The sequence below is a fragment of the Micromonospora sp. WMMD1219 genome (genome assembly GCF_049315215.1).
In the GTDB taxonomy this organism is placed as follows: Bacteria; Actinomycetota; Actinomycetes; order Mycobacteriales; family Micromonosporaceae; genus Micromonospora; species Micromonospora tulbaghiae.
In genome coordinates this window covers 1,421,973-1,446,232 of sequence record NZ_CP186057.1, presented here as the reverse complement: position 1 = coordinate 1,446,232, position 24,260 = coordinate 1,421,973, and the positions used below count along the sequence as shown (strand labels likewise).

General features: G+C 72.8%; 20 protein-coding genes. 15 read left to right on the top strand and 5 right to left on the bottom strand.

Annotated features, from left to right (window positions below; translation table 11 throughout):
- Nucleotides 1–52: 52 nt before the first annotated feature.
- The 10 genes from ACN27C_RS06875 to ACN27C_RS06830 all read left to right on the top strand — a co-directional run bounded on the left by ACN27C_RS06875 (nucleotide 53) and on the right by ACN27C_RS06830 (nucleotide 9,110).
- The gene (locus ACN27C_RS06875; RefSeq protein ID WP_357898176.1) at nucleotides 53–913 is read left to right on the top strand and encodes an STAS domain-containing protein; all 861 of its coding nucleotides are present in this window, start codon (nucleotides 53–55) and stop codon (nucleotides 911–913) included.
- On the top strand, nucleotides 913–1,323 hold the full coding sequence (locus ACN27C_RS06870) for an STAS domain-containing protein (protein WP_422750732.1): 411 nt from the start codon (nucleotides 913–915) through the stop codon (nucleotides 1,321–1,323). Before ACN27C_RS06875 ends, ACN27C_RS06870 begins: the two co-directional genes overlap by 1 nt.
- Complete coding sequence (locus ACN27C_RS06865; protein WP_422750731.1) at nucleotides 1,320–1,739, top strand: ATP-binding protein; 420 nt, start codon at nucleotides 1,320–1,322, stop codon at nucleotides 1,737–1,739. The genes ACN27C_RS06870 and ACN27C_RS06865 overlap by 4 nt, the downstream gene beginning before the upstream one ends.
- The gene (locus tag ACN27C_RS06860; RefSeq protein ID WP_422751586.1) at nucleotides 1,736–2,749 is read left to right on the top strand and encodes a SpoIIE family protein phosphatase; all 1,014 of its coding nucleotides are present in this window, start codon (nucleotides 1,736–1,738) and stop codon (nucleotides 2,747–2,749) included. The genes ACN27C_RS06865 and ACN27C_RS06860 overlap by 4 nt, the downstream gene beginning before the upstream one ends.
- Nucleotides 2,746–4,092, top strand: coding sequence for an ATP-binding protein (locus ACN27C_RS06855; protein ID WP_422750730.1), 1,347 nt, complete (start codon nucleotides 2,746–2,748; stop codon nucleotides 4,090–4,092). Before ACN27C_RS06860 ends, ACN27C_RS06855 begins: the two co-directional genes overlap by 4 nt.
- Before the next feature lie 2 nt (nucleotides 4,093–4,094).
- Entirely contained in the window at nucleotides 4,095–5,633 is a 1,539-nt protein-coding gene (locus ACN27C_RS06850) for a SpoIIE family protein phosphatase (protein ID WP_422750729.1), read from the top strand.
- A gap of 94 nt (nucleotides 5,634–5,727) precedes the next feature.
- Nucleotides 5,728–6,294, top strand: coding sequence for a TIGR03086 family metal-binding protein (locus ACN27C_RS06845; RefSeq protein WP_030273517.1), 567 nt, complete (start codon nucleotides 5,728–5,730; stop codon nucleotides 6,292–6,294).
- 73 nt (nucleotides 6,295–6,367) lie between these two features.
- On the top strand, nucleotides 6,368–6,904 hold the full coding sequence (locus ACN27C_RS06840; protein ID WP_120572135.1) for a PadR family transcriptional regulator: 537 nt from the start codon (nucleotides 6,368–6,370) through the stop codon (nucleotides 6,902–6,904).
- Complete coding sequence (locus ACN27C_RS06835) at nucleotides 6,901–7,602, top strand: ABC transporter ATP-binding protein (protein WP_120572134.1); 702 nt, start codon at nucleotides 6,901–6,903, stop codon at nucleotides 7,600–7,602. Before ACN27C_RS06840 ends, ACN27C_RS06835 begins: the two co-directional genes overlap by 4 nt.
- Complete coding sequence (locus tag ACN27C_RS06830; protein WP_422750728.1) at nucleotides 7,599–9,110, top strand: FtsX-like permease family protein; 1,512 nt, start codon at nucleotides 7,599–7,601, stop codon at nucleotides 9,108–9,110. The genes ACN27C_RS06835 and ACN27C_RS06830 overlap by 4 nt, the downstream gene beginning before the upstream one ends.
- Before the next feature lie 4 nt (nucleotides 9,111–9,114).
- Here the strand turns inward: ACN27C_RS06830 and ACN27C_RS06825 are convergent, their stop codons facing one another.
- Together ACN27C_RS06825 and ACN27C_RS06820 are read right to left on the bottom strand one after the other, a co-directional pair.
- Nucleotides 9,115–9,255, bottom strand: coding sequence for a hypothetical protein (locus tag ACN27C_RS06825; protein ID WP_252451919.1), 141 nt, complete (start codon nucleotides 9,253–9,255; stop codon nucleotides 9,115–9,117).
- Nucleotides 9,256–9,270: 15 nt separating this feature from the next.
- Entirely contained in the window at nucleotides 9,271–11,364 is a 2,094-nt protein-coding gene (locus ACN27C_RS06820) for a S9 family peptidase (protein ID WP_422750726.1), read from the bottom strand.
- Between the two features lie 100 nt (nucleotides 11,365–11,464).
- Between ACN27C_RS06820 and ACN27C_RS06815 the strand changes: the two genes are divergently transcribed.
- The gene (locus ACN27C_RS06815; protein ID WP_422750725.1) at nucleotides 11,465–13,045 is read left to right on the top strand and encodes an FAD-binding oxidoreductase; all 1,581 of its coding nucleotides are present in this window, start codon (nucleotides 11,465–11,467) and stop codon (nucleotides 13,043–13,045) included.
- 480 nt (nucleotides 13,046–13,525) lie between these two features.
- Here ACN27C_RS06815 and ACN27C_RS06810 read toward each other — a convergent pair whose 3' ends face one another.
- Nucleotides 13,526–15,586, bottom strand: coding sequence for a SpoIIE family protein phosphatase (locus ACN27C_RS06810; RefSeq protein WP_013473512.1), 2,061 nt, complete (start codon nucleotides 15,584–15,586; stop codon nucleotides 13,526–13,528).
- Between the two features lie 170 nt (nucleotides 15,587–15,756).
- Between ACN27C_RS06810 and ACN27C_RS06805 the strand changes: the two genes are divergently transcribed.
- Both ACN27C_RS06805 and ACN27C_RS06800 read left to right on the top strand, forming a co-directional pair.
- Nucleotides 15,757–20,121: a HAMP domain-containing protein gene (locus ACN27C_RS06805; protein ID WP_013473513.1), complete on the top strand. Its 4,365-nt coding sequence runs from the start codon at nucleotides 15,757–15,759 to the stop codon at nucleotides 20,119–20,121.
- Nucleotides 20,118–20,675, top strand: a complete 558-nt coding sequence (locus ACN27C_RS06800) for a response regulator (RefSeq protein ID WP_013473514.1) — start codon at nucleotides 20,118–20,120, stop codon at nucleotides 20,673–20,675. Before ACN27C_RS06805 ends, ACN27C_RS06800 begins: the two co-directional genes overlap by 4 nt.
- A 4-nt stretch (nucleotides 20,676–20,679) precedes the next feature.
- Here the strand turns inward: ACN27C_RS06800 and ACN27C_RS06795 are convergent, their stop codons facing one another.
- Entirely contained in the window at nucleotides 20,680–21,204 is a 525-nt protein-coding gene (locus ACN27C_RS06795) for a GbsR/MarR family transcriptional regulator (RefSeq protein WP_422750724.1), read from the bottom strand.
- Between the two features lie 53 nt (nucleotides 21,205–21,257).
- On the opposite strand from ACN27C_RS06795, the gene ACN27C_RS06790 reads away from it, so the two are divergent.
- Nucleotides 21,258–22,184, top strand: coding sequence for an ABC transporter ATP-binding protein (locus tag ACN27C_RS06790; RefSeq protein ID WP_120572129.1), 927 nt, complete (start codon nucleotides 21,258–21,260; stop codon nucleotides 22,182–22,184).
- Entirely contained in the window at nucleotides 22,181–23,773 is a 1,593-nt protein-coding gene (locus ACN27C_RS06785; RefSeq protein WP_422750723.1) for an ABC transporter permease, read from the top strand. The genes ACN27C_RS06790 and ACN27C_RS06785 overlap by 4 nt, the downstream gene beginning before the upstream one ends.
- A gap of 93 nt (nucleotides 23,774–23,866) precedes the next feature.
- Here the strand turns inward: ACN27C_RS06785 and ACN27C_RS06780 are convergent, their stop codons facing one another.
- Nucleotides 23,867–24,199: an STAS domain-containing protein gene (locus ACN27C_RS06780; protein ID WP_013283540.1), complete on the bottom strand. Its 333-nt coding sequence runs from the start codon at nucleotides 24,197–24,199 to the stop codon at nucleotides 23,867–23,869.
- Between the last annotated feature and the right edge of the window lie 61 nt (nucleotides 24,200–24,260).

Here is a 24,260-nt window from a genome sequence, read left to right as displayed (position 1 = left end):
CGCGTCAGCCTCCGGTGATAGAGTCCGCCCGTCCAAATCAGGGAGGTCAACCATGGCGTTGAGCGCCGAACAGGGTGATCGGCTCGCCCACCTGCTCACCGAGCACGCGGAGCGGTTGACCAGTCGCTGGACCGAGATCGTCGCCGCTTCGCTGCGTGGTCGTCTGAGCCGCGCCGAGCTGGCTCGCCAGATGCAGGAGCTGCACCGCGCGCTGGTCGATGCCGGCCGGCACGGCGTCTCCGACCTGGCCGGCGAGCACGGCGGTGAGCTGCGTGCCGTGCTGTCCGAGCTGTCCACGAACCGGGCCCGCCAGGGGTTCTCCGCGACCGAGACCGCGATCAGCGTCTTCGCGTTGAAGGAAGCCCTGCTGGAGCTGATGGAGGAGGAGAAGGGTGACGACACTCTGCGTGACTTCGTCGCCTACTCCGCGCTCATCGACCAGATGGGCCTGTTCACCTTCGAGACGTTCGTCCGGGCCCGCGAGAGCCTGATCGCCGACCAGGCGGAGCAGCTGCTGGAACTCTCCACCCCGGTGGTCAAGCTCTGGGAGGGCGTGGTCGCCGTCCCGCTGGTCGGGACGCTGGACTCGGCCCGCGCCCAGGTGGTGATGGAGCGGCTGCTCCAGACGCTCGTCGACACCGGCTCGCCGTACGCGATCATCGACATCACCGGCGTGCCGGCGGTGGACACGCAGGTCGCGCAGCACATCCTCAAGACCGTGGTGGCCGCCCGGCTGATGGGCGCCGACTGCATCATCTCCGGCATCCGCCCGCAGATCGCCCAGACGATCGTGGCCCTCGGCATCGAGTTCGGTGACATCGCCACCAAGGCGAGCCTCGCCGACGCGCTGCGCCACGTGCTGCGCCTGACCGGCGTCGAGACCACCGCTCGCCGCCCGCGCCGGGAGTCCTGATGGAACGGGTGCCGATCCTCAAGATCGGCGACATCCTGCTGGTCTCCATCCAGGTCGACATGTCCGACCAGACGGCGATCCAGTTGCAGGAGGACCTGGCCGAGCGGATCGTCGCCACCGGCTGCCACGGCGTGATCATCGACATCACGGCGCTGGACATCGTCGACTCCTTCGTCGGCCGGATGCTGTCCACCATCGCGTCCATCTCGAAGGTGCTGGACGCCGAGACGGTGGTGGTCGGCATGCGCCCGGCCGTCGCCATCACGCTGGTCGAGCTGGGGCTGTCGCTCAACGGCATCCGTACCGCGCTGAACGTCGAGCGCGGCATGGAGCTGATCGCGGCCAGCCGCGCCGACGAGTGGGACGAGACGGCCGACGACGGGGACACCGAGACGACGGCGACGGTATGACCACGGGCGTCGACCTGGGTGTGCCGGCGACCCAGGCGATCCGCAGCGACGAGGACGTGGTGCGGGTCCGGCAGTTGGTGCGTACCACGGCCGTCGCGGTCCGGCTCTCCCTGGTCGACCAGACGAAGCTCGTCACCGCCGCCAGCGAGCTGGCCCGCAACACGCTGATCTACGGCGGTGGGGGCAGCGCCGAGGTGAGCACCGTGTCCGACGGCCGCCGCCGCGGCGTGCGGATCGTCTTCGCCGACGAGGGACCGGGCATCCCCGACCTCGACCTGGCGCTGACCGACGGCTACACCACCGGTGGCGGGCTGGGCCTGGGGCTGAGCGGCGCCCGCCGACTCGTCGACGACTTCGACATCCGGACGGTTGTCGGCGAGGGGACGCGGATCACCGTCACCAAGTGGTCGCGATGACCGCCGACGTGGTGCCCGACCACGGCATCTGGTTCCGGGTCGACACCGGTGCGACCGCCGGCAGCGTACGCCGGGCGGCCGAGCGTCTCGGCCGGCAGCTCGAACTGAGCGCGTCGCGCGTCGCGGACCTGGCGATCGTCACCGCCGAGATCACCAGCAACCTGGTCAAGCACGCCCGCGAGGGCACGCTCCTGATGCGCCCGGCGCGCCGGGGCGGCCAGGCCGGGGTGGAGCTGGTGGCGATCGACTCCGGCCCCGGCATGGCCGACCTCACGCTCTCCTCCGTCGACGGCCACTCCACCGCCGGCACGCTCGGCATCGGGCTCGGCGCGATCGCCCGGCAGTCGAGCCGGTTCGACGGCTACTCGGCGCCCGGCCGCGGCACGGTCCTCGTCGTCCAGGTCTGGGACGCCGCAGCGCCGGAGCCGGACTGGGCGGCCGGACTGGCCCGGCCGATCACCGGCGAGCAGAGCAGCGGCGACGGGTACGCGGTCCGCCGGCTCGGCGGCCGGCGGCAGGTGCTGGTCTCCGACGGGCTGGGCCACGGACCGCTCGCCGCCGCCGCGACCGGTGCCGCCGTGTCCGCGTTCCGCTCCGCGCCGGACGGGCCGCCGGACGTCGTGGTGCGGCACCTGCACGCCGCCATCTCGCACACCCGGGGCGCCGCGCTCGCGGTGGCGGAGCCGGATCCGGCCGCCGGAATGCTCCGCTACGCAGGGCTCGGCAACATCGCCGCGATGATCGTCGCGCCGGGCGAGCGGCGGCGCGGGCTGGTCTCGCTGCCGGGCATCGCCGGGCACCAGCGTCCGGTGATCCGCGGGTACGACTACCCCTTCTCGCGCGACGCCACCCTGGTCATGCACAGTGACGGGGTGGTGGATCGCTGGGATCTCGACGACTATCCCGGGCTGGCCGGGCGCAACCCGTTGCTGGCCGCCGCGACGCTGCTGCGCGACGCCGGCACCCGCCGCGACGACGCCTGCGTCCTGGTGGCCCGGGAGGCGGCATGAGTGAGCCGCTCCTGCACCTCGCGCTCCGGGTCGAGCAGGACATCTTCCTGGTCCGGCAGCGTGGCCGGGAGGTGGCCGCGGCGGTCGGGCTGGAACACCAGGACCAGGTACGGATCGCCACCGCGCTGAGCGAGGTGGCCCGGGAGCTGTTGCGCGGGGTCGACGGCGCGGACGTGACGTTCGCCCTCGACCGGGACGCCGTGGGCCGCCGGGTGCTCCAGGTCGACCTGTCACCGCTGCGCCCGCTGCCCGGCGGCCGGTACGAGCCGCAGTCCGGCGCCGTCGCGCGTCTGGTGGACACGTTGCGGGTCGTGGCCGTCGAGGGCGATACCGTCGTGAGGATGTCCAGACGGGTGCCCGACCACGCCGAGGAGCTGACGCCGGAACGCGCCGGCCGGCTCCGTGCCGAGCTGGCCGAGCGCGCTCCGGGCTCCGCGCTGGACGAGCTGGCGGCACAGAACTCCCAGCTCGTCGCCGCCCTCGACGAGGTGCGCAGTCAGCGCGACGAACTGGCCGTGCTCAACTCGGAGCTCCAGGAGACCAACCAGGGCGTGATGGCGCTCTACAACCAGCTCACCGAGGAGCTGGAGGAGACCAACCGGGGTGTGGTGGCGCTCTACGCCGAGCTGGAGGAGAAGTCCGCCCAGCTTCGCGCCGCGAGCGAGTCGAAGAGCCGGTTCCTGGCCAACGTCAGCCACGAGCTGCGCGCGCCGGTGACCGCGATCATCGGTCTGGCCCGGCTGCTGGCCGACTCCGCCTCCGACCCGCTCACCAGCGAGCAGGCCCGCCAGGTGGGGCTGATCCGCTCCTCGGCGGGCGACCTGCTGGGGCTGGTCAACGAGCTGCTCGACCTGGCGAAGGCGGAGTCGGGGCGGATCGAGCCGGACTGGTCCGAGGTCGACCTGCGCGCGGTGTTCGGGCAGCTGCGCGGCACGCTGCGGGCGCTCACCACGCGCTCCGAGGTGGAGCTGGTGGTCGAGGAGCCGCCGGCCCCGGCGACGCTCCGCTCGGACGAGGTGCTGCTCGCCCAGGTGCTGCGCAACCTGCTGCACAACGGCCTGAAGTTCACCGAGCGCGGCGAGGTCCGCCTGCGCGCCGAGCGTCGCGGCGAGCAGTGGACGATGTCGGTCACCGACACCGGCGTGGGCATCCCGCCGGAGCTGCACGAACGGGTCTTCGAGGAGTTCTACCAGGTGCCCGGCACGACCCGGGTCGGTGGCACCGGGCTCGGCCTGCCGTACGCGCGGCGGCTGATCACGCTGCTCGGCGGGACGCTGGAGCTGACCAGCGAACCCGGCCGGGGCAGCACGTTCACAGTGGTCCTCCCCGCGGGCGGAGCGTGACGGTGGACAGCGGGCCGGTGACCGTGCTTGTGGTCGACGACAGCGGCCCCAAGCGATACCTGCTGGTCAACTGGCTTACCCGGGCCGGCTTCGTCACCGTCGAGGCCGAGAACGGCACGGCGGCGCTGGACCGGGTGGCCCGGGAGCACGTCGACCTCGTGGTGCTCGACGTGCGGCTGCCCGACATGAGCGGCTTCGAGGTGTGCGAGCGGATCAAGGAGGAGTACCCGTACATCCCGGTCATCCACGTCTCCGCGCACGCGGTCGACGTGGTCGACCGGGCGCAGGGTCTCACCCGGGGCGCGGACGCCTACCTGGCCGAGCCGATCGAGCCGGAGGAACTGGTCGCCACCGCCCACGCGGTGCTGCGCTACTACCAGGCCCGGCGACGGGCCGAGCAGCTCGCCGAACGTCTTGCCGCGCTGGCCGACGCCACTGTGGAGATGCACGCGTCACCGAACTTCGTCCGGCTGCTGGAGGCCGCCGCGAGCGGCGCGGCACGGATCTTCAACGCCCCCGCGGCTGTGGTCGCGGAGACGTTCGACGGGGACTGCCTGGCCGGGGTGGCGATCGACCCGCACACGCCGGCCCGGATCGTGCCGTGGGTGGTGGACGACACCGGAGTGCCGATCGGCACCCGGGTACGCGTCGACGAGCCGGCCAACTGGGCGGTGGCGGGCTGGCCGGACGGCGACACCGTGACGGTGGCCGCGTCCCGGCTGCGCGAGGACCGGGCCCCGCTCTACGTGGTGGTGCCGACCGCCACCCAGACCGTACGCACGCCGGTGCTGGTGCAGCTCGCCCAGGCGGTCGCCTCGGCGGTGGAGGCGCAGCGGTCCTTCGACGAGGAGCACCGGATCGCGGTGACGTTGCAGCGCAGCCTGCTGCCGCAGCGGCTGCCCGACGTGAACGGCCTGGACCTGGCCGTCCGGTACGAGCCGGCGAGCGCACAGACCGAGGTGGGCGGCGACTTCTACGAGCTGGTGATGCTCGACGGGCACCTGCTGGTGGCGATCGGTGACGTGGCCGGGCACTCGCTGCACGCCGCCACGGTGATGGCCGAGCTGCGGCACGCGGTGCGGGCGTACGCGGTCGAGGGGCACCAGCCGGGCGTGATCCTGGACCGGGTCAACGAACTGATGCGCACCCTGCTGCCGACCGAGCTGGCCACCATCTGCGTGCTGCTGCTCCACCCGCCGACCGGGCTGGTGCGGTTGGCCAGCGCCGGGCACCTGCCGGCGTTGCTGAGCCGGGACGGGCGGGTCGAGTTCGTGACGCAGTCCGCGCCGCTGCTCGGCGTGCGCGCGCCGCGCCCGCCGGACCTGGAGTTCGTGCTGCCGGCCGGGGCGACCCTCGTGCTCTACACCGACGGGCTGATCGAGCGGCGGGACGCCACGATCGACGACGGCATGGCGGCGCTCGGGGTGGCCGCCACCCGGGTCGACGACGACCTGGACGACTTCTGCCGGCGGCTGCTCGTCGAGCTGGCGCCGCCGGAGATCCACGACGACGTCGCGGTGGTAGCGGTCCGCCGTCGCTGAGCGACCGGCGCGGTCGCCGCGGCGGCCGGTGCCGGAACCGGACCCTGCCGGTTCGTGTCCCGTTTCCTCGCGACAGTCCTCATAGGCTGGCCCGATGACTACGAAGACCAGTGAACTGCTCGCCGTCGCGGCGCCGCGTACGGCCGCGATGGTGCGCGGCGTCTCCGACGACCAGCTCGTCCTGCCCACCCCCTGTCCCGACTACACAGTGCGCGACCTGCTGGGTCACCTGTTCGACGTTGTGGTCAACTTCCAGGCGCTGGCCCGCCGGGAGGAGGTCGACTGGTCCGGCAAGACCGATCACCTGACCGACGGCTGGCGGGACCGGTTCGCGACCGAGGCGGCCCGGCTGACCGAGGCGTGGTCCGACCCGTCCACGCAGGAGGGTGTCTCGCCGGGCATGGGACTGCCGCAGGAGACGGTCGGCCTGATGGCCCTGATCGACCTCACCATCCACGGATGGGATCTGGCGCGGGCCACCGGCCAGGATCTGACCGTGGACCCCGCGGTGGTGGCGGCGGGGCACGAGTTCATGGACCGGATGGGCGACACGGGGCAGAAGATGGGCGCGTTCGGCCCGCCGGTGCCCACCGACGCGGCACCGGACAGCATGGACGCGCTGCTCGGCCGGGCCGGGCGAGACCCGGCCTGGACCCGCTGAATCCGGACGGCCCGCGTGGTACGCCGCGCGGGCCGTTCTTGACATCGCTATTCGCTCAGCGAATAGTAGGGCCGTGTCCACATCGCACGTCCTGCTCGGGCTGCTCGCCGCCGGCCCACGCCACGGCTACGAGCTGAAGCGCGCGCACGACGAGCGGCTGCCCCGCGCCCGTCCGCTCGCCTTCGGGCAGGTCTACGCGACACTGGCGCGTCTGTGCCGCGACGGCCTCGTGGCCACGGCCGGCCAGACCCGCGAGGGCGGCCCCGACCGCACCTCGTACGCGCTCACCGACGACGGGCGGGCGGCGCTGGACCACTGGCTCGGCACCGTCGAACCGCCGATGCCGTACGTGGCCAGCACGCTGTTCGCGAAGGTGGTGGTCGCGCTCCTGGTGGCCGACGTCGACCAGGCCCGCGCCTACCTGATCGCGCAGCGGCAGGCGCACACGCAACGGCTGCGCGAACTGACCGCGCTCAAGACGGCCCCCGGTGCCCGCCTCGACGAGGTGGTCGCCGCCGACTTCGCCATCGCCCACCTCGACGCCGATCTCCGGTGGCTGCACACCACCCTGGACCGGGTCGCCGACTGGCACCGGGAGGTGCGCTCGTGACGTTCCTGCAAGCGCGCGGAGTCGTCCGCGCATACGGTCACACACCCGCGCTGCGCGGTGTGACGCTCGACGTGGCCGAAGGCGAGATCCTCGCGGTCACCGGCCCGAGCGGCTGCGGCAAGTCCACGCTGCTGCACTGCCTCGCCGGCATCCTGCGTCCCGACGCCGGTCAGGTGACCTGGCGCGGGGAACGGATCGACACGTGGTCGGAGGCAGCCCGCTCGCGGCTGCGCCGTACCGAATTCGGGGTGCTGTTCCAGTTCGGTCAGCTCGTCGCCGAGCTGACCGCCGCGGAGAACGTCGCACTTCCGCTGTTGCTCGCCGGCACGGGGCGGCGAGCGGCACGGACCGCGGCGCTGGCCTGGCTGGACCGGCTCGGCGTGGCCGACGTCGCCGACGCCCGGCCCGGTGAGATGTCCGGCGGGCAGCAGCAACGCTGCGCGATGTCCCGGGCGCTCGTCACCGAACCACGGGTGATCTTCGCCGACGAGCCGACCGGCGCGCTCGACACGCTGGCCGGCGAGCAGGTGCTCACCCAACTGGTCCGGCTGGCCCGCGAGCAGCGCACCACAGTCGTGCTGGTGACGCACGAGCCGCGCATCGCCGCGTACGCGGACCGGGAGGTGACCCTGCGCGACGGCATGGTCGACCACACCGGGCTCGGGCTCGACCCGGCGCTGCCGGGCGGGTCACGGTGAGGCCGGGGACGCTGCTGCGTCTCGTGCTGGCGGGCACCCGCACGGACGTCGCACGGGTGGTGCTGACGGCGGTGAGCGCCGCGCTCGCGACACTGGCCGGGCTGGCCGCGCTGACGGTGCTGTCGGTGGTCAAGCCGCCCGGCCATGCCTGGACGCAGTCCGAGCAGTACACCAACGCCCTGCTCCGGGAACCCGGCCTGCGCCCCGGCGTCGCGCTCGCGTTGCTGCTGCTCTGCGTACCGGTGCTGGGGCTGGCCGGGCAGTGCGCCCGCCTCGGCGCGCCCGGCCGGGACCGGCGGCTGGCCGCGCTCCGGCTGGCCGGTGCCACCCCGGGGCAGGTCACCCGGGTCGCGGTCGCCGAGACCGGCGTGGCGAGCCTGATCGGCACCCTCATCGGTCTGGCCGTCTTCCTGGCCGGACGCCGGCTGCTGCACCGGCCCGACGCGGACGGGCGGCTGCCGCTGCCCACCGACGTGCATCCGGCCCCGGTGGCGGTGGCCGCCGTCGTGCTCGGCCTGCCGCTGGCCGCCGCGCTGGTGAGCGCGTTGCTGCTGCGGCGGGTCGCCACCACCCCGTTCGGCGTCGTGCGCAGGGTCCGCACCCGGGCGCCCTGGCCGTGGCCGGGCGTGCTCATCCTCGCCGCGCTGGCGATGTTCGCCGCGATCCGCCCGCTCCTGCTCTGGTACGAGCGGCGTGGCGCCGTGGCACCCGACTGGCTGGTGCCGACGCTGCTGGTCGTCGGCGGGCTGACCGCGATGATCGGCGTCGTCTCGGGCACCGGCTGGATCTCGTACCAGACCGGGCGGCTGCTGCACCGGCACGGACGCGGCCCGGCCGCCCTGCTCGCCGCCCGCCGGCTGGCCGCCGACCCGTGGGCCGGCAGCCGCACCTTCGCCGCGTTGCTGGCCGCGCTGATCTTCGGCGCCGGCGCCGCGGCGCTGCGCGCCGACTTCCGGGCCCAGGCCGAGGTGACCCGTCGCACCGGCTCCGGACTGGCCGACCCGGACTTCTTCCTCGGCGCGATGGACCTGGTCGACCTCGCGGTCGTGGTGGCGATGGCGATCGCCGGCGGTGGGCTGCTCGTGGCCGTGGTCGAGGGGATCACCAGCCGGCGACGGGCGTACGCGGCGCAGGTGGCGACCGGCGTGCCACGCGCCACCATCGGCCGGTCGCTGCTCTGGGCCGCGCTCGCCCCCGCCGTACCCGCGATCGGGCTCGCGCTGACGGTCGGCTACCTGCTGGTCCGGGGCGTCATGCCGGCACCGAGCAACGGTGGCTTCGCGCAGACGATCTGCGACGCCGGTACGGAGCTGTGCGGCGACCCGGCCACGGCGGCGCGGTACACCCGTACCGAATGGGTGCCGAAGACGACTGTCCCGCCGGACGTACCGTGGGATCAGCTGGCCTGGCTCGCGGTGGGCGGGCTGGCGGCGGTGCTGTGCACGGTCGTGGCCGGCCTGCTGTTCCTGCGCGCCGCGACCTCGGTGGAGGAACTGCGCAGCACCTGACCGGTCAGCGGCCGAGCAGTCCGGCGGAGCCGGCGACGGCCAGCCCGATCACCGTCGAGCAGCAGCAGACCACGAGCGCGCCGGCGACCACCACGAGGAGCAGCCAGGCCGGCGCACGCCGGCCCGGCTGCTCCTCGTCGCTCATCTGCTCCGGAACGGGTCAGACCCGGCCGACGCGGTCGAGGATCCAGGCGTTGACGAACGCCTCCTCGCGCCAGGAGTCGTACCGGCCGCTCGGGCCGCCGTGGCCCGCGCCCATCTCGGTCTTGAGCAGGTAGTCGCCGGCCGGTGCGAGCGACCGCAGCCGGGCGATCCACTTGGCCGGCTCGTGGTAGAGCACGCGGGTGTCGTTGAGGCTGGTCACCGCCAGGATCGCCGGGTAGTCGGCGGCGGTGACGTTCTCGTACGGCGTGTACGACTTCATGTACGCGTAGACCTCGGGGTCGTCGAGCGGGTTGCCCCACTCCTCCCACTCGGTGACCGTCAACGGCAGCGACGGGTCGAGGATCGAGGTGAGCGCGTCCACGAACGGCACCTGCGCGACGATCCCGGCGAACGCGTCCGGGGCGAGATTCGCCACCGCGCCCATCAGCAGGCCGCCGGCCGAGGCGCCCCGGGCCACCAGCCGGTCGCTCGCCGTCCAGCCCGCCTTCACCAGGTGCCGGGCGCAGGCCACGAAGTCGGTGAACGTGTTCTTCTTGGCCAGCAGCTTGCCCTCGTCGTACCAGCGACGGCCCAGCTCACCGCCGCCCCGGATGTGCGCCACCGCGAAGATCACGCCGCGGTCGAGCAGGCTCAGCCGGGCGATCGAGAACCACGGGTCCATGCTCGCCTCGTACGAGCCGTAGCCGTAGATGACGGCGGGCGCCGAACCGTCGCGCGGGGTGTCGCGGCGGCAGACGAGCGAGATCGGTACGCGGGTGCCGTCGTCGGCGAGCGCCCAGTCCCGGTGCTGCTCGTAGTCGGCCGGGTCGTAAGCGCGCCCGTCCGGCCCGGGACGGACCGGCTTCTGCCGGCGCAGCGTCAGCTCGCGGGTCACCAGGTCGTAGTCGTAGACCGAGTCCGGGGTGACGAGCGAGGTGTAGCGCAGCCGGACCTCGTTCGTGCGGTACTCCGGGTTCGCGTCCAGCCCCACGCTGTAGATCGGCTCGGGGAAGTCGATGTCCCAGCTGTCGTCACTGCCCACCGGCAGCACCCGCAGGCCGGTCAGGCCGTTGGCGCGCAGCGACACCACGAGGTGGTTCTCGAACGCGTCGACCGCCTCCAGCCGGGTGCCCGGGGTGTGCGGGATCAGCGGCTCCCACTCGCCCGGCGCGTCCGCCGAGGTGTACGCCAGCGCGAAGTCCTCCGCGCCGTCGTTGTGCAGGATCAGGAAGCGGTGGCCGTGGTGCTCCACCGCGTACTCGATGCCCTGACGCCGCGGGGCCACGACGGCGGGCTCGCCGGTCGGGTTGGCGGCCGGGATCACCCGGACCTCGCTGGTGATCTTGCTGTGGATGTCGATGACCACGAAGCGCTCGGAGCGGGTCAGCTCGACGCCGACCCAGAACCGCTCGTCGTCCTCCTGGTAGACCACCACGTCCTCGGTGGACGCGGTGCCGACGGCGTGCCGCCAGACGCGGTTCGGCCGCCACGCCTCGTCCACTGTCACGTAGAACAGCGTGGACGCGTCGCTGGACCAGGCCGTGCCGTAGAACGTGTCCGGCACCTCGTCCGGCAGCGACTCGCCGGTGGTCAGATCCTTGATCCGCAGCGTGAACCGCTCGTCGCCGGAGAAGTCGGTGGAGTAGGCCAGCCAGCGCCCGTCCGGGCTGACGTCGAACGCGCCGAGCGAGAAGAAGTCGTGCCCCTCGGCGAGCTGGTTGCCGTCGAGCAGCACCTCCTCGCCGTCGAGCGGGGCGCCGTCCGCGCTGACCGGGGGCGCCGTCTCGCCCGGCCGGACCGCGCGCCGGCAGTGCACGCCGTACTGCTGACCCTCGACCGTGCGGGTGTAGTACCAGTAGCCGTCCTTGCGGGTCGGCACCGACAGGTCGGTCTCCTGGGTGCGCCGGCGCGTCTCCTCGAACAGCTCCGCGCGCAGCCCGGCCAGGTGGGCGGTGCGCGCCTCGGTGTACGCGTTCTCGGCGTCCAGGTACGCGATCGTGTCCGGGTCGTCCTTGGCGGCGAGCCAGGCGTACTCGTCGAGGACAGTGTCACCGTGATGGACGCGCTCGGTCGGGACGCGCTTGGCGACGGGCGGTGGGGTTTCGGTCACGGCGCCACGTTACCGGTCGCCGGGCCGCCGCCGGGCTCGCCCGCCGACCGAATCCCGCGACTCGCCGCCAGGTCTTTCGAACATGTGTACGATAACCGCCATGGCGGATGCGGCACGTTCCACCGACCGACTCGAAGCCCTCGACATCACCCGGAAGCTGGCCGCGATCTGCGGTGACCCGTTCGCCCGCTTCGCCGGCCCGGCCGACGAGGTGGCCGGCCGTACCGCCCGATGGGTGGCCGTGCCGGGCGGCCCGCACGCCGCGGCGGAGGTGTTGCGGCTGGCCGCCGCGCACGACCTGACAGTGGTGCCCCGGGGCGCCGGCACGAAGATCGACTGGGGTGCCGCCCCCGCGCAGGTGGACATCATGCTCGACACCGGCCGCCTCGCCGGGGTCTGGCACGAGCCGCGCGACGCGGCGGTGGCCGAGATCGGCGCCGGCACGCCACTGCGCGCGGTCCAGGCCACGCTCGGGCGCACCAACCGGCGGCTGCCGGTCGACGCGCCCTCGCCGGGCGCGACGCTCGGCGGGGTGCTCGCCGCCGACGAGTCCGGTCCGCTGCGTCACCGGCACGGCAGCCCGTGCGCCCAGCTCGTCGGGGTGCGCTACCTCGATGCCGACGGCGAGTTGGTGAGCGTCGGCGAGTCCGGCACGGAGGCGCTCGGCCGGGCCACCCCGGGCAGCGGGGGTGGTCGTGCGAGTGAACGGGGTCCGGCGGGCGATGGCGGTGCTGCCGGTGCTGCCGGTTCCGCCGGGCGGGGTGCCGGCGGTCCGGCGGGCGTCTTCGGGCCTGGTGGTCCGGCGGACGGCCCCGGCTGGGGTGCCGGTGGTGCGTTCGGCGACGGTCCGGGTGGCGGGGACGCGATCCTCGGTCGGGGCGAGGTGCCCGGGCTCGACGTGGCCCGGCTGCTCTGCGGCTCGCAGGGCGGGCTCGGCGTGCTGGTCTCGGCGACCATGCGAGTGCACGCTGTGCCTGCCGGCCGGCTCTGGGTGTCCCGTCCGGTCTGGACGCCGCTGGAGGTGCACGACCTGGTCCGGGCCGTACTGGCCGCAGGCGTCGATCCGGCCGCCGTCGAACTGGACCTGCCGGTGCCGGTGCCGCTGCCCCGGCGTCGTATCCCGGCTACGCATCCGTCGGTGATCAACCGTCCCGACCATCCCGCCGTGACCGGGCGACCCGCGGCGGGCAGCCTGGTGGTGCTGCTGGAAGGCGGCCCGGCCGACGTGACCGAGCGGGCCGAACGTCTCGCCGCCGTCCTCGGCGCCGAGGCGATGATCAGCCACCACGCGCCGGAATGGTGGGGGCGTTACCCGTTCGCGCCCGGCGACACCGCGCTGCGCATCGAGGTGCCGATCAACGACCTGCACGCCGCCGTCTACGCGTTGCGCGACGCCACCGGCAGCCCGGTGCCGGTACGCGGCTCGGCCGGCTCGGGCACCGTCCACGCCGCCCTGTCCGGCGCGCTGCCGCCCGAGCGGGTCGCCTCGATCCTCACCGCGGTCCGCAGTGTGCTGATCGCCCGGCGGGGCCGGTGTGTCGTGGTGGCCGCGCCCGCGGCGGTACGCCGTGCCGTCGACCTCTGGGGCGAGCTGCCCACGTTGCCGCGCCTGCGCAGCGCCAAGGCCCACCTGGACCCGCACCACCGCCTGGCCCCCGGCCGCCTCCCCGGAGGCCTCTGACCAGCCCTCGCCCTACCCGGGAACCAGCCTGCCGACGTCCGTCTCCCGCCGTTCCGGTGCCCTGCTCGACGGGGTGCCCGCCGGACGCCCTCGCCTGTCCGGCGCCCTCGCCTGTCTGGACGCCCTCGCCCGCCCGGCGCCCCGGCCCGCCCCCAGCCCCGATGCCACCCGCGTCCCCGCCTCCGTCCCCGCCCTGCCTCGCCCCGGTGATCAAGGACTTTGCGTCAGATTTCGCGCCCCCGGAGAACACAAACTCCTTGATCACCGCCGAGGGCGACCTGAAGCGCGACGAGAGCGACCTGAAGCGCGACGACGGGCACCCGAGGCCCCCTGGCGTGCCGGAGTGGGTTGACCATGAAGTTGACGGGGAGGAAACGGGCGAATTGAGCGGCCAACTTCATGATCGACGGGGTGCCCGCCCGGGCGCGGGGTGCCCTGCCCGGGCGCGGGGCGCCCCGCCCGGGCCCGGGAGGGCGGGGGTCAGGGCGTGTCGTTTCGGAGGACCAGGATGGCTATGTCGTCGCGTGGGGGCTCGACCGAGAAGGCGATGGTGGCGGCGCGCAGCCGGGCGGCCACCACGTCGGCCGAGTACCCGGCCAGCGGCGCCGCCGACTCGCGCAGCCGGTCGGTGCCGAACAGCTCCCGTCCGCGCCGCCGCTCGGTGACCCCGTCGGTGTAGAAGATCAGCGCGTCGCCGGGCTTGAGCGTCAGCTCGGCGGTCGGCGTGGTGATCGTGTCGAGCAGGCCCAGCGCCGTACCGCCGGCCCCGACGAACGTCGCGCCGCCACCGCCGTGCAGCAGCACCGGGCGGTCGTGGCCGGCCAGGTGCAGCGAGACGTCGAGCTGGTCGCCGTCGCCGGGTGCGACAGCCGCCAGCGCCAGCGTGCAGTAGCGCCCGCCGCCGCGCTCGACGAGCGTCTCGTTGAGCCGGCCGAGCACCTCGGGCAGCGGTTTGCCGTCGCCGACGAGCACCCGGATCACGTCCCGGACCAGCCCGGTCACGGCGGCGGCCTGCACGCCCTTGCCGGATACGTCGCCGACCACCACGAGCCAGCGGCCGTCCGGCAGCGGGAGCACGTCGTAGAAGTCGCCGCCGACTTCCGCGTCGTCGCCGGTCGGGACGTACTCGGCGGCGAAGCCGATGCCCTCGACCACCGGGAGCACCGGCGGCAGCAGCGACTGCTGGAGCGTCTGGGCGACCCGGCGGCGCTCGGCGTGGATGCGGGCGTTCTCGATGGCGAGGGCGGCGCGGCGGGCCACGTCCTCCAGCACCGACACCTCGTCCGGGTCGTGCCGCTGCCGCTGGTGCCGGCCCACGGCCAGGGTGCCGAGCCGCTGGCCACGGGCGATCAACGGTACGGCGAAGCCCTCCATCGGCCCGCCGAGCGGCACCTGGGCGGCGTTGCGGGACGCCTCGCGCAGCCGGGACTGGATCGAGTCGGGGCCGGTCTCCTGGAGGATCCGGTGCAGTTGCGGCAGCATCGCCTCGTCGGCGTGGCTGGACGCGGCGAGGCGCAGCCGGCCCCACTCGTCGGTGGTGTGCACGGCGCACCACTGGCCGAGCCGGGGCACCACGAGCTGCGGGACGAGCGCCATGGTCAGTTCGACGTCGAGCGACTGGGCGAGCAGTTCACTGGCCTCGGCCAGGAACGTCAGCCAGGTGGAGCGGCGTACGTCGGCGCGGCGCAGCCGGTCGTTCTCCAGGTGCAGCGACAGCCGTTCGGCGGCCAGTACGGCGAGCGGCCGGGCGTACGCCGAGGGCGCCGCGTCCAGCTCCAGCTCGCCGGAGTACGGGCGGTGCACCGCCAGCGGTACGCGCAGCAGCTCGTTGCCCTCGCGCGGCGGGCGGCCGTACCGGGCGAAGACCTGGGTGCCGAGTCCGTCGCCCCGGTCGAGCCGGACCGTGCCACCGGCGGCGCCGACCATCTCGGCGACCCGGGTCAGCAGTCCGGTGGCGAACTCGGGCAGTGGCTCGTCGGCGTACGAGTCGGGGGTGAGCTGCATCAACTCGCTCATGGCCGCGGCGCTCGGCGTACCGTCGCCGTTCCGGTCCGGTTCGGCGACGCGCAGCGGGCCGGCCGACGGCCGGGCGGACCCGCCGGGGCCGGGCCGGTCGAGGCGGAACCAGACGCCCTTGCCGGTGGGCAGGTACGTGGTGCCCCACCGGCTGGAGAAGTGGTCGACGAGCAGCAGGCCGCGCCCTCGGGCGGCGACCTCGGTGATGTCGGACGTGGTGTTGCGCACGCCCACGATCAGCTCGTCGACCGGGCCGGAGGCGAAGTCGGTGACGGTCACGGTGAGGCCGTTGCGGTCGGTGTCGACCTCGATGTCCAGTTCGGTACGCGCGTGTTCGACGGCGTTGGTGGTCAGCTCGGTGGTGAGCAGCAGCGCCTCGTTCAGCAGTTCGGGCAGCCGCGCTTCGAGCAGCATGGTGCGCACCAGCGCGCGGGCCGCGGCGGGGGTGCGGCGGTCGGCGGGGAGGCGGACCCGGCGGACGCGCTCGTCCGCGCCGCCGCTGGCCGGCCCTGCCTCCGCTGACACCTTCGTATCCTCCACCGCGCCCACCCCGGGTGCCAAGCGTCCCGGCGAACCCACCACCCGGGTCGATACCGCACGTGACGCGCGATCACACGCGGTGACCTCGACGGATCGCGCGGCACAATGATGGGATGGCCCGTGTGACCGCACGAGCCCGAGCGGAGCGAGGAACGATGGCCACGGTGAATCAGTCGCTGACCGCGGACCCGTCCGCGTCCGACCACGAGGTGCTCCTCGGTGAACTGGTCGAGGCGTTGCGCCGGGTGGGGCGCGGTGATCTCCGGGTGCGCCTGCCCCGGCGGGCTGGTCTGCCCGGTGAGGTCGCCGACGCCTTCAACGACGTGGTGTCGTTGCAGGAACGGCAGCACCTGGACCTGCGGCGGATCAGCCGGATCGTCGGCCGCGACGGGCGGCTCACCGAACGCCTGGACGACGAGGGCCTGGACGGCTCGTGGGCGGAGGGGCAGCGGGCGGTCAACTCGCTCATCGACGACCTGGGCCGCCCGACGACCGAGATCGCCCGGGTCATCGTGGCGGTGGCCGACGGCGACCTGTCCCAGCACATGGCGCTGGAGATCGACGGTCGTCCGCTGCGCGGTGAGTACCTGCGCATCGGCCGGACCGTGAACACGATGGTGGACCAGCTCTCGTCGTTCGCCGACGAGGTGACCCGGGTGGCCCGCGAGGTGGGCACCGAGGGCAAGCTGGGCGGCCAGGCCGACGTGCGCGGGGTGGCCGGCACCTGGAAGGACCTCACCGACTCGGTGAACACCATGGCGTCGAACCTCACCGGGCAGGTGCGGTCGATCTCCCAGGTGGCGACGGCCGTCGCGAAGGGCGACCTGTCGCAGAAGATCACGGTCGGGGCGCGCGGCGAGGTGGCCGAGCTGGCCGACACGATGAACTCGCTCACCGACACGCTGCGGCTGTTCGCCGAGCAGGTGACCCGGGTGGCCCGCGAGGTGGGCACCGAGGGCAAGCTGGGCGGCCAGGCCGAGGTGCCGGGCGTGGCGGGCACCTGGAAGGACCTGACCGACAACGTCAACTCGATGGCGTCGAACCTGACCGCGCAGGTGCGCAACATCGCCCAGGTGTCGACCGCTGTCGCCAAGGGTGACCTGTCGCAGAAGATCACGGTGGCCGCCCAGGGCGAGATCCTGGAGCTGAAGGACACCGTGAACACGATGGTGGACCAGCTCTCGTCGTTCGCCGACGAGGTGACGCGGGTGGCCCGTGAGGTGGGCATCGAGGGCAAGCTGGGTGGCCAGGCGCAGGTGCGCGGCGTCTCCGGCACCTGGCGCGACCTCACCGAGAACGTCAACCAGCTCGCCGGCAACCTGACCAGCCAGGTCCGCAACATCTCCCAGGTCTCCACGGCTGTCGCCAAGGGCGACCTGGGTCAGAAGATCACCGTGGACGCGCAGGGCGAGATCCTGGAGCTGAAGAACACCGTAAACACGATGGTGGACCAGCTCTCGTCGTTCGCCGACGAGGTCACGCGGGTGGCGCGTGAGGTGGGTACCGAGGGCAAGCTGGGTGGTCAGGCCCAGGTCAAGGGCGTCTCGGGTACGTGGCGTGACCTGACCGACAACGTGAACTCGATGGCGTCGAACCTGACCAGCCAGGTGCGGAACATCGCGTCGGTCACCACCGCTGTGGCGAAGGGTGACCTGTCGCAGAAGATCACTGTGGACGCCCGGGGCGAGATCCTGGAGCTGAAGTCCACTGTCAACACGATGGTGGACCAGCTCTCGTCGTTCGCCGACGAGGTCACGCGCGTGGCCCGCGAGGTGGGCACCGAGGGCAAGCTGGGCGGCCAGGCGCAGGTGCGCGGTGTCGCCGGCACCTGGCGCGACCTGACCGACAACGTGAACTCGATGGCGTCGAACCTGACCGCGCAGGTGCGAAACATCGCGCAGGTGTCGACCGCCGTCGCCAAGGGTGACCTGTCGCAGAAGATCACAGTGGACGCCCGGGGCGAGATCCTGGAGCTGAAGTCCACCGTCAACACGATGGTCGACCAGTTGTCGTCGTTCGCCGACGAGGTCACGCGCGTGGCCCGTGAGGTGGGTACCGAGGGCAAGCTGGGTGGTCAGGCCCAGGTCAAGGGCGTCTCGGGTACGTGGCGTGACCTGACCGACAACGTGAACTCGATGGCGTCGAACCTGACCAGCCAGGTGCGGAACATCGCGTCGGTCACCACCGCCGTGGCGAACGGCGACCTGGGCCAGAAGATCACAGTCGACGCGCAGGGCGAGATCCTGGAGCTGAAGAACACAGTCAACACGATGGTCGACCAGCTCTCCTCGTTCGCCGACGAGGTCACCCGCGTGGCCCGTGAGGTGGGCACCGAGGGCAAGCTGGGCGGTCAGGCCCAGGTCAAGGGCGTCTCCGGTACGTGGCGCGACCTCACCGAGAACGTCAACCAGCTCGCCTCCACCCTGACCACGCAGTTGCGCGCCATCGCGCAGGTCTCCACGTCGGTGACCCGCGGCGACCTGACCCAGCGGATCAACGTGAAGGCGCAGGGCGAGGTCGCCGAGCTGAAGGACAACATCAACCAGATGATCGTCACCCTCCGGGAGACGACCAAGAAGAACGCCGAGCAGGGCTGGCTGGACTCGAACCTGGCCCGGATCGGCGGTCTGCTCCAGGGCCAGCGCGACCTGGGCGAGGTCTGCCGCATGATCATGCAGGAGGTGACCCCGCTGGTGGACGCGCAACTCGGCGCGTTCTTCCTGGCGGACAGCTCCGAGGGCAGCATGCGGCTGCGGCTCACCGCCTCCTACGGGTACGTGGCACGCGGCCACGACGTCACGTTCGGCCCGGGTGAGGGGCTGGTCGGGCAGGCCGCCCTGTCGCGCCGGACGATCCGGGTCAAGGCGCAGCCGGACGGGCGCCTCGTCGTACGGTCCGGGCTGGCCGACACGCCCCCGGCCGACCTGGTGGTGCTGCCGGTCCAGTTCGAGGGCGAGCTGCTCGGTGTGATCGAGTTCGCCGGCGTGGCCACGTTCTCCGAGCTGCACCTGGCGTTCCTGGAGCGGCTGGTGCTCACCATCGGCGTCGCGGTCAACACCATCCAGGCCAACCGGCGTACGGAGGAGCTGCTGGCGCAGTCGCAGCGGCTGGCGCACGAGATGCAGGACCAGTCGGCCGAGTTGCAGCGCACCAACGCGGAGCTGGAGGACAAGGCGAAGCTCCTGTCCGAGCAGAAGGCCAACATCGAGACGCAGAACCGGGAGATCGAGCTGGCCCGCCTCGGCCTGGAGGAGAAGGCGCAGCAGCTCACCCGCGCGTCGGCGTACAAGTCGGAGTTCCTGGCGAACATGAGCCACGAGCTGCGTACGCCGCTGAACTCGCTGCTCCTGCTGGCTCGGCTGCTCGCCGAGAACCCGGAGCGCAACCTCAGCGCGAAGCAGATCGAGTTCGCCCGGACCATCCACGGGGCCGGGTCCGACCTGCTGTCGCTGATCGACGACATCCTCGACCTGTCCAAGATCGAGGCGGGCCGGATGGACGTGGAGCCCACCGAGATCCAGTTCGCCGAGATCCGCGGTTACGTGGAGCAGGCGTTCGCGCCGCAGGCCGAGGAGAAGGGCCTGGACTTCCAGGTACGGGTGAGCCAAGACCTGCCGCCCGCGCTGGTCACCGACGCCCAGCGGTTGCAGCAGATCCTGCGCAACCTGCTGTCCAACGCGGTGAAGTTCACCGACAACGGCGCCGTGACGCTGCGGATCGGCCCGGCGGCCGAGAACGCCGTCTTCGACGTGCCGGCGCTGACGAACGCGCAGCGGGTGATCGCGTTCACCGTGATCGACACCGGCATCGGGATCTCCGACGACAAGCTGTCGCTGATCTTCGAGGCGTTCCAGCAGGCGGACGGCACCACCAGCCGCCGCTACGGCGGCACCGGCCTCGGGCTGTCCATCAGCCGGGATCTGGCCCGCCTGCTCGGTGGCACGATCACCGTCTCGTCCGCGCCCGGTCAGGGTTCGACGTTCACTCTCTTCGTACCCGATGTGCTGGCGCCGGACGCGGTGGTGGCGCCGGCGCCACCGTCGCCGAGCCGCGCGGGCCTGCCGTCTTCGCTGCTCATGCCGATGGAGCTGCCGCAGCCGCAGGAGACGCCCGCGACCCGGCGCCTGGACGGCGTGACAGTGCTGATCATCGACGACGACGTGCGGAACGTGTTCGCGCTGACGTCCGCGTTGGAACTGCACGGGATGACCGTGTTGTACTCGGACAACGGGGCGGACGGCGTCCGCCAGCTCGCCGAGCACCCGGAGGTGGACATCGTCCTGATGGACGCCATGATGCCGGACCAGGACGGGTACGAGACGACCGCGCAGATCCGCCGCAACCACCGGTTCGCGGACCTGCCGATCGTCTTCCTGACCGCGAAGGCGATGCCCGGTGACCGGGAGTCGGCGCTCGGCGCCGGCGGCAGCGACTACATCACCAAGCCGGTGGACCTGGACGAGCTGATCGAACTGATGGCGTCCTGGATCGGCCGGAGCCGAGGCGAGGAGAACGCGTGACGCAGACGGCCAAGGCCCTGCTGGTGGACGACCGGCGGGAGAACCTGATGGCGCTGGAGGCGATCCTCCAGGGTCTCCCGGTGCAGTCGGTCGCGGTGGAGAGCGGCGAGGCGGCGCTCAAACAGCTCCTGGTGGACGACTTCGCGGTGATCCTGCTGGACGCCCAGATGCCGGACATGGACGGCTTCGAGACGGCCACCCACATCAAGCGGCGTGAGCGCACCCGGCACGTACCGATCATCTTCCTGACCGCCGCGGACAAGGACGCGCAGCTCGCGCTGCGCGGCTACGCGGCCGGCGCGGTCGACTACCTGACCAAGCCGTTCGATCCGTGGGTGCTGCGGGCGAAGGTGACCGTCTTCGTCGACCTGTGGGTGAAGACGCGGCAGCTCGCCGCCCAGTCGGACCTGGTGCGGGAGCGGGATCTCCAGTGGCGGCACCTGACCGACGCGGTGGACGAGGCGACAGCGCTGCTGCGCGCCGACGACGACCCGTCGGCCCGGGACCGCGCGGTGGAGCTGCTGGAGCAGGCGCGCTGGGGCAACACCCGCTGACGGTTCAGCCGCCGGCCGGGCCGCCGTGCCCGGTCGCGGCCCGCCGGGCCCGCCAGCGGTCGCCGAGCGATTCCAGTTCCTCCTGTACGAAGAGGAAGAAGTCGCGCATCTCGGTGACCCGCTCGCCGGCCGGGGTGCTCCGGCCGCGCAGTGCGTCGACCCCGCCGGCGGCGATGTCGATGAAGTTCTTGTAGATCGTGGTCTTGGTGATCGTCGCCTCGTACCACGGGTTGTCGGGCATCCGGTAGCGGTCGCGCCGGGAGCCCTTGACCGGCTCGCGGACCAGCATGGCGAACTGGGTCAGGTAGCGCACCGCGCCGCTGACGGCCGCCGCGCTGACGCCGAGCCGCTCGGCGATCTCACCCGCGGTGAGCGGGTCGTCGGCGCTCATGACGGTGAACAGGACCCGGGCGGCCATCCGGGGGAAGCCCACGTCGGCGAAGGCCATCGCCATCCGCTCGACGAAGAGGTGGACCTCTTCCTCGTCGTGGTGGGGCGGCACGTTCATGGTCGGCTCCTCGACGCTCACCCCGTGACCCTACAGTCTTCACAAGTTTGTGAAACGAGCGTAGCTTCTGAAGTATGGAAACGGCAATCGATGTGTCCGGCCTGGTGAAGACCTTCGGCCGCACACGGGCTCTCGACGGGCTCGACCTGACCGTCCGCACCGGAGAGGTGCACGGCTTCCTGGGCCCGAACGGCTCCGGCAAGTCGACCACCATCCGGGTGCTGCTCGGCCTGCTGCGGGCGGACGCGGGGGCCGTCCGGCTGCTGGGCGGCGACCCCTGGCGCGACGCGGTGGCGCTGCACCGCCGCCTCGCTTATGTCCCCGGCGACGTCACGCTCTGGCCCAACCTCAGCGGCGGCGAGGTGATCGACCTGCTCGGCCGGCTGCGCGGCGGGCTCGACCCGACCCGCCGTGCCGAGCTGCTGGAGTCGTTCGAGCTGGACCCGCGCAAGAAGGGGCGCACCTACTCCAAGGGCAACCGGCAGAAGGTCGGCCTGGTCGCCGCGCTCGCCTCCGACGTCGAGTTGCTCATCCTCGACGAGCCGACCTCCGGGCTCGACCCGCTGATGGAGGAGGTCTTCCAGCACTGGGTCCGCCGGGCCCGGCAGGACGGGCGCACGGTGCTGCTGTCCAGCCACATCCTTGCCGAGGTGGAGGCGCTCTGCGACCGGGTGACGATCATCCGGGCCGGCCGGACGGTGGAGTCCGGCACGCTCGGCGACCTGCGCCACCTGCACCGCACCGCGATCGACGCCGAGGTCGCCGCGCCGCTGGACGGCCTGGCCGACCTGCCCGGCGTGCACGACCTGCGGGTGGACGGGCAGCGGGTCCGCTTCGACGTGGACACCGCGTCGCTCGACGCCGCGCTGCGCCGGCTCACCGAGCTGGGGGTACGCAGTTTGGTCAGCACGCCGCCCACGCTGGAGGAACTGTTCCTGCGGCACTACGAGACGGCGCCCTCCTCCGACGTGGCGCGTTCCGAGACGGCGGACCGGTCATGAGTGCGCTCACCGGCACCCGTCACCTGGTCCGGCTGATCCTGCGCCGGGACCGCCTCCTGCTGCCGCTGTGGGTGCTGATCCTCGCGGTGCTGCCGATGACGTACGCGGCCAGCTTCGCCGGGCTGTTCCCGACCGCCGCCGAGCGGGCCGCGTACCTGGAGGGCACCGCCCGCAACCCGTCGATCGTCGCGCTGCTCGGCCCGGCGTACGGCGACAGCATCGGCGGGCTGACCGCCCAGCGCAGCGGCTTCCTGCTGCTCATCGTCGCGCTGGCGAGCCTGCTCACGGTCATCCGGCACACCCGCACCGAGGAGGAGGCCGGGCGGCGAGAACTGCTCGGCGGCAGCGTGCTCGGGCGGCACGCCGGGCTGACCGCCGCGCTGCTCGTCACGTACGCGGCCGGGCTGGTGCTCGGGTTGCTCACCGCCGCCGGCCTGGTCTCGACCGGGCTGCCGGTGGGCGGATCGGTCGCGTACGGGCTGGTCACCGTGCTGACCGGCGTGGTCTTCGCGACGCTCGGCGGGCTGGCCGCCCAGCTCACCGAGACCGCCGGCGGGGCGCGGGGAATCGGCCTCGCCGGTCTCGGCGCCGCGTTCGGGCTGCGCCTGGCCGGGGACACCGCCGGCAACGACTGGCCGAGCTGGCTGTCCCCGCTGGGCTGGGGCGCCCGCGTCCGGCCGTACGAGGGGGAGCGGTGGTGGGTGCTGCTGCTGCCGCTTGCCGCCACGGTGCTGCTCGCCGCGCTCGCGTACCCGATCTCGGTCCGCCGCGACCTGGGCGCGGGCGTGCTGCCGCCCCGGCTCGGCCCGGCCACTGCGGGCGGCGCCCTGTCCGGTCCGTTCGGGCTGGCCTGGCGGCTGCACCGGGGGCAGATCCTCTGGTGGTCGGTCGGGTTCGGCCTGCTCGGGCTGATCCTCGGTGGTGCGGCCGAGGCGGCCGGCCGGTCGGTCGAGGGGAGTCCGCGGATGGAGGAGATCGTGGCCCGGCTCGGCGGGGCGTCCGGGATGGCCGACGCGTACCTGGGGGTCACGCTGAGCCTGGCCGGTCTGGCCGCCGCCGGGTACGGCATCCAGGCCGCGCTGCGGATGCGCGCCGAGGAGTCGGCCGGGCACGCCGAACCGGTGCTCGCCACCGGGACGCGGCGCTCGACCTGGCTGCTGTCGCACGTGGCGTTCGCGCTGCTCGGCCCGGTGGTGGTGCTCGCGGTGACCGGGCTGACGACCGGCCTGACGTACGGGTTGAGCACCGGTGACGTGCCCCGCCAACTGGGCCGGATGTTCGCCGCCGGCCTGGCCCAGGTGCCGGCCGCGTGGGTGCTGGCCGGGCTCGCCGTGCTGCTCTACGGCCTGCTGCCCCGGCTCGCGTCCGCCGCTTGGGTGGTGCTGGCGGTCTGCGTGCTGCTCGGGCAGCTCGGCGCCGTGCTGGAGCTGGACCAGTGGCTGCTGGACGTGTCCCCGTTCACGCACACCCCGCAGGTGCTGCGCGACGCCTGGACCCCCACCCCGCTCTACGTGCTGACGGCCCTGGCGGTGACCCTGGCCACAGCCGGCCTGCTGACGTTCCGCCGCCGCGACATCCCCGTCCTCTAACAGCGTTGATCTTGCACTTGTGGCCCCGGCGAAAGGGGTGAATCACCCCAGTCGAGGGCCGCTAGTGCAAGATCGCGGGGGAGGGGGCCGAGGTCAGGGGGTGGCTTCGTTGCGGATCATCAGGGCGCTGCGGAGGCCGGTGATGTCCAGGACGCGGATCAGGAAGTCACCGACGTTGGTGAGCATCAGCAGGCACTGGGTGTGACTGGCCTTGCGGCTGAGCACCACGAGCGTGCCGAGGCCCTGCGAGTCGCAGAACGTGACCCCGGCCAGGTCGAGCACGATGCGCGGGGGCGGATCCGCCAGCACCTCGTTGACCACCGTCGAGAGCTGGGCGGCCGTGAGCATGTCGATCTCACCGGCCAGGCGAAGCACGGCTTCGTCACCCGTCCGGTGTACGGTGATGGACAGTTCGGCACGATCCACCCGGTCAGCCTATCGCGATCTCGACCGACGGGCCTGTCGAGCGGATCGCCGTCGGCCGTCG

Coding starts and splice junctions, on each gene's coding strand:
- ACN27C_RS06875 (WP_357898176.1), top strand. CDS start 53: ATGGCGTTGAGCGCCGAACAGGGTGATCGGCTCGCCCACCTGCTCACC.
- ACN27C_RS06870 (WP_422750732.1), top strand. CDS start 913: ATGGAACGGGTGCCGATCCTCAAGATCGGCGACATCCTGCTGGTCTCC.
- ACN27C_RS06865 (WP_422750731.1), top strand. CDS start 1,320: ATGACCACGGGCGTCGACCTGGGTGTGCCGGCGACCCAGGCGATCCGC.
- ACN27C_RS06860 (WP_422751586.1), top strand. CDS start 1,736: ATGACCGCCGACGTGGTGCCCGACCACGGCATCTGGTTCCGGGTCGAC.
- ACN27C_RS06855 (WP_422750730.1), top strand. CDS start 2,746: ATGAGTGAGCCGCTCCTGCACCTCGCGCTCCGGGTCGAGCAGGACATC.
- ACN27C_RS06845 (WP_030273517.1), top strand. CDS start 5,728: ATGACTACGAAGACCAGTGAACTGCTCGCCGTCGCGGCGCCGCGTACG.
- ACN27C_RS06825 (WP_252451919.1), bottom strand. CDS start 9,255: ATGAGCGACGAGGAGCAGCCGGGCCGGCGTGCGCCGGCCTGGCTGCTC.
- ACN27C_RS06815 (WP_422750725.1), top strand. CDS start 11,465: ATGGCGGATGCGGCACGTTCCACCGACCGACTCGAAGCCCTCGACATC.
- ACN27C_RS06805 (WP_013473513.1), top strand. CDS start 15,757: ATGGCCACGGTGAATCAGTCGCTGACCGCGGACCCGTCCGCGTCCGAC.
- ACN27C_RS06790 (WP_120572129.1), top strand. CDS start 21,258: ATGGAAACGGCAATCGATGTGTCCGGCCTGGTGAAGACCTTCGGCCGC.
- ACN27C_RS06785 (WP_422750723.1), top strand. CDS start 22,181: ATGAGTGCGCTCACCGGCACCCGTCACCTGGTCCGGCTGATCCTGCGC.